Annotated in this window: 5 protein-coding genes; 2 read left to right on the top strand and 3 right to left on the bottom strand. The window is 37.0% G+C overall.

Annotation, left to right across the window (positions count from 1 at the left end):
* Window positions 1-551, bottom strand: a 551-nt coding sequence (locus ACOI1D_RS21095; protein ID WP_422504120.1) for a multidrug resistance efflux transporter family protein, incomplete at its 3' end; no start/stop codon positions are given.
* Window positions 552-675: 124 nt separating this feature from the next.
* On the opposite strand from ACOI1D_RS21095, the gene ACOI1D_RS21090 reads away from it, so the two are divergent.
* Window positions 676-828 carry a small acid-soluble spore protein P gene (locus ACOI1D_RS21090; protein WP_422504118.1) on the top strand — a complete coding sequence of 51 codons (153 nt, stop codon included), beginning with the start codon at window positions 676-678 and terminating at the stop codon, window positions 826-828.
* 103 nt (window positions 829-931) lie between these two features.
* Window positions 932-1438, top strand: coding sequence for a DNA-deoxyinosine glycosylase (locus tag ACOI1D_RS21085; protein WP_422504116.1), 507 nt, complete (start codon window positions 932-934; stop codon window positions 1436-1438).
* On the opposite strand, the gene ACOI1D_RS21080 is transcribed toward ACOI1D_RS21085, so the two are convergent.
* A complete protein-coding gene (locus tag ACOI1D_RS21080; RefSeq protein ID WP_422504114.1) occupies window positions 1426-3519 on the bottom strand; it encodes a hypothetical protein in 2094 nt (697 codons plus the stop codon). The two genes, ACOI1D_RS21085 and ACOI1D_RS21080, sit on opposite strands and share 13 nt — an antisense overlap.
* Window positions 3520-3647: 128 nt before the next feature.
* Complete coding sequence (locus tag ACOI1D_RS21075; protein ID WP_422504112.1) at window positions 3648-4583, bottom strand: NADP-dependent oxidoreductase; 936 nt, start codon at window positions 4581-4583, stop codon at window positions 3648-3650.
* Window positions 4584-4765 lie beyond the last annotated feature (182 nt).

Below are 4765 nucleotides of genomic sequence, written 5' to 3'. Positions count from 1 at the left end.
TTTAATTCTCCATTTACTATCTGCATCATTTTACGGTTGCCCAGTGGAAATGCAAATGCGGAAATAATAATTGGCAGTACGCACAGCACAACGTTAATTGCAGGTACAGAGGATGCATGAACAGACTGCATCAGGAAAACCCCAGCAAGGATTACTAAAGAGATTAGGACACTTTGAATTGGTATCTTCTGCTTTTTAGCTTTACTTAAAAATGGGACAAGCAGCGACCCTGCAATAATAGTGATTTGAAATGTAGCAGCGACAAGCCAACCCGGACCATATATGGTTGCAAACGTTAGTGGTGCATAAAATAATCCAAATCCAACCGTACTCCAGATAATCCAGAGTAATGGCTGCTTTTTAATATGCCTAAACACTGGAGTTAGGTTTCGTTTAAAACCAACAATTATTAGTAATAGGGGAAGCATAAAAAAGAAGCGTAACGTAGAACTCCATACCCAGCTTCCTCCCTCTAGCTCCATTGCCCGGTTTAAAACAAATGTAACCGAGAAAAATAGTGCAGATCCAATTCCAATTAGCGTTGCTTTCATTTGGGCACCTCACATTCCTTCCAACAAATATATCATAACAGAAACTAGGATGTGTGCGTGCTTCGTGAATAAATGCCTTTAAGTAATCAAAAACTAACGATATAATTAGAAAGGAGAAATATGTATGCCAAAAAATCGAAAAGGCCCAAAACAGCAAGAACAACCCAATTTACCATTAGGTCCGAAACAAGCATACGGCGAACCGTTAAGTGGATCGCATAAGGTTAAAAACAAAAACCATTCAAGACAAAAAAACAATACGTCACATGATATGTAAGCTATATTGAAAATTTGAGAAGGCAGTTAAAACTGTCTTTTCTTCTGCACGGTCATCAAGAGACGATTTGTTTAACATGGTGAAAGGGGAGGAGTGGGACACGATGACGGCTAAGTTAATTGGACTCGACCCGGTAATTTCTGTTAAATCAAAGGTATTAATTGTCGGTTCCATGCCAAGTGAAATATCTTTAGAGAACCAACAATACTATGGGAATCCACGCAATCATTTTTGGAACATATTGTTCGAATTATTTAACCACAAAGTTCTCACTGATTACCAGGAAAAAATAGCTTTTGTAAAAAATAATCATCTGGCATTATGGGATGTAATTGGTGCTTGCTACCGGGAGGGGAGTCTGGACAGTAAAATTTCTGAGGAAGAAGTAAATGATATTCCTGGATTGCTGAAGAAATATCCAGGAATTAAGCTCATTGCCTGCAATGGAACAAAATCACACCAAACGCTTAAGAAAAATGTAGATTCAAAAAAACTGCAAAAAGTAGATATTTTAAAGCTTCCGTCCACAAGTCCAATCCCAGGAAGGTATACCAAAACTTTAACAGGGAAAGTACAGGAATGGAAGCAAATACTGAACTATTTAGATTGAATATTTTTTATAGTGATCGGAGAATAAGAGATGACTTTTGTTCCCTGATCCGTACTTTGTATTAATTTGTTAGTTGCTGATAGGGAGTCAACTGATAATAGTCCAATATTGTTTTTTGTTTCAATTATCGAACCATCTGAAGAAGTAAGGTAAGCTATTTCTTCTTGCCATTTATGTTGTTTTGTCTTTAACTTATTTGAATGTCTAACAAGATTATCCTGTTGATCACAGGAGCGGCGGATTACCCGCTTCTTTCTTTTTAAAGCATTAAACCATATGGTGCCTTTCATAATTAAGCCCCAAATACCAGAAAAACTCATATTGTGAATAGGGCTGCTTGTAAATTGGTTAATGGTAATCCTGAATTTGTTATTGAATTTAATTTCTGATTGAATCGCTCCAGCGTAATGAACATCACCAGATAAGATATAGCATTGTGTTGGGTTCCATTTTGCAAGTTGCTGCAGAAATCTGTTGAAGCCTTTTCCGTTGTATTTCCATGCTTCAAAGTCAAACGAATAATCCATTGGGAATCCAAGAATACGTAGAGGGTATACATAATGCTGTAAGAAAGATTCAATTATGCCAATTCCGTATAAAGGAGTTGGGGATATGATTATTAAAGAATCACCGTTTTCCCAGCTGCTTTTCTCTAATACTTCAGCTGTTAATTCCCATCCCTTACGACCAATTAATTGGGGGGCATCAAGTGCTTCTTCTATAATATTCCCAAATCGAATCGGTTCAGGTATTTCATCATATTCCCTCATCGTTCGAGTATCTAAAAATAATGTCTTGGGTGTAGTTGGCGCAACAAAATGCCACGAATGAGATTGAAGTAGTTGTTCGGTCCTCTTTTGATTCTGAAGACTGTTGATTCTGGCAAAAAAGTGATGGTTGAAATTATCTGGTGCATTACCCCACCCTTGGAAAAACCAATACGCTGCAAGACCATTTGCTATTACTTGTTTACCTAGTGGCTGACACATAACGCCATCTACCCATTCACTGGATATATTCCAGTCATCCGTGATATCGTGGTCATCAAAAATCATGTAAGTAGGGGTATTTGCAAGTACACGCCTAACATTCGCCAGAGAATGTAGGAATGGAATTAGTTTTTTTATCTCATTTTCATACCTGAACGCATGATTTTCATACTCTTCTGCCCGTTGACGGTGGTATGGAGCTTCATCTGGATACATAAAATAAAATTGGTTTTCTGTCATGAGTTGTTCAAAAGACGGAAATATACTTTTGTCTATTTTTCCTTCCCACAGCTGCGGTCCAAGGGTAAGTAAGTACATCACCGAATATTCTCCAAACCGCATTAGATGATTAGCAGCATTTTCAGATGTGAACTTACAAAAATGTTCCATAATGAATTGTCGACCGTGAATTTTATCAATAGCAGATTTAAAGGGGTTTGTTGTTAAACGATCATCTATCTTTGATAAGTTAAATTGATTTGCTCCCATAAGGCGATTGTTCCAATTTAATAATATGTGGAATAGGGGGTCTGATACGTCATCTGCATAGATTTGATCTCCCATTAAAAAAAGACTACTGGGCCGATTTCTCAGTTCTAAATAATCGGCTTGTATGGTTAAGTCAGCGTTAACTAAAGTGCTTTTACCCTCACCTTGAGGTTTTTGACAGGAACCATATAACATATTGCTTGGGTTATTTTTTTGAATAAAAAATGTTGGGTAGGCTAATTTACCATAAACAATGGATTGTGGATTTTCAGGAGAAAGAAGATCAAAGCTGTTTAGATCAAAATGGCGCTCTTTTGATGAAAGAAAGATATTGTATCCGATCAATGTGTCTGTTGGAAATAAATTCACTTTTGGGATGATTTTAAGTAAGTTTACATATATGTTTTCTCCAGCATGAATTGTTATGGCTTCGGTGCTTGTACTAATGGGTTCATAATCGAAAGGAAGGTCTGCATCCTGTTCGATAATTTTGTACAATGAAGCATCGATAGTAAACTTTTCACTTGTGACTATCCAAATATAGACGTTAGTCGGTTCTACTCGTCGTATAATAGGTCCTGACAGTATTGTAGGAATTTGCATCATCAGCCCTCCTTAAACGTTAGTTCCTGTATATTATTCAATAATAGAGGAAGCCGTTCATACGCTTAGGCATTAGATCAAATATAAAAATTGCTTAGATCAAATTGATCTAAGCAATTAAAAAAGACTTACTTTATTTTGATGACAATTTTCCCTTTTGCATGGTGGGTTTCGCTTAACTTATGTGCTTGACGTAAACCTTCCTCACTAAATGGAAAAGTGTGTCCAACGTTTACGCTGACTTGTTCTTTTTTTATTAGATTACCAAGCTCAGCAAGCTGTTTTCCGTTTGGTTCTAACCAAAGAAATCCTGCTGTGACACCTTTGGATTTAGCCAACTCTTCATCAGGAGGCTGGGCTATCGATACTAGCTTGCCACCTTGTCTTAGTACGTTAAAGCTTTTCTCTAGAATTTCTCCGCCCATTGTATCAACGACAATGTCATAGTCGGTAAGTAGATCTTCAAAGTTTTCTTCTTGATAGTTGATGAACTCATCAACACCAAGTTCCTTTAAAAATTCTTCGTTTTTTGCACTTGCTGTAGAAGCAACATGTGCACCAAAGCTTTTTGCAATTTGAATCGCAAAGCTCCCAACACCACCTGACCCGGCATGTATTAACACCTTGTCATCCGCCTTTACGTTCGAAAAGTCAACGAGACACTGCCAAGCAGTTAGTCCAACTAAAGGTACAGCTGCTGCCTCTTCAAACGTTAGGTTTTCTGGCATTTTGGCTAAAAGATCCTCGTCCACCGCTACAAACTCAGCATACGTACCATTAGCAGTTGTTTCGGGTCTTGCATATACTTTGTCACCAATTTGGAAATTTGAAACGTTCTTTCCAATTTCCTTAATGGTACCAGCAGCATCCCATCCCAAAATAATCGGAAATTCAAATGGAAGTTTTTCTTGTAAATACCCTTCACGTAACTTCCAATCGATGGGATTAATTGACGTAGCGTTCAATTCAATCAATACTTGATCTTCATTTATAGTAGGTGTAGGTACTTCCTTCTCTACTAATTGATCAGAAGAACCATATGCCTCAATTACGATTGCTTTCATGTAACAGATTCCTTCTTTCTATATGTGTTTACTTTTAATTCGGGTATGTTTTAGTAATAACCCATAAGGGAAATGATAAACCATGAAAGTGAACTTTCCCAATATCTTGCTTTTTAAGTTTAAGCTATTCCAGGTAAGAATCTAAAAGAAATTATGAAATAATCAATTTTTTATGTATAATT

Source organism: Virgibacillus sp. DJP39 (assembly GCF_049310925.1).
Lineage (GTDB): Bacteria > Bacillota > Bacilli > Bacillales > Amphibacillaceae > Virgibacillus_F.
This window is presented reverse-complemented; position numbering and strand designations above follow the sequence as displayed.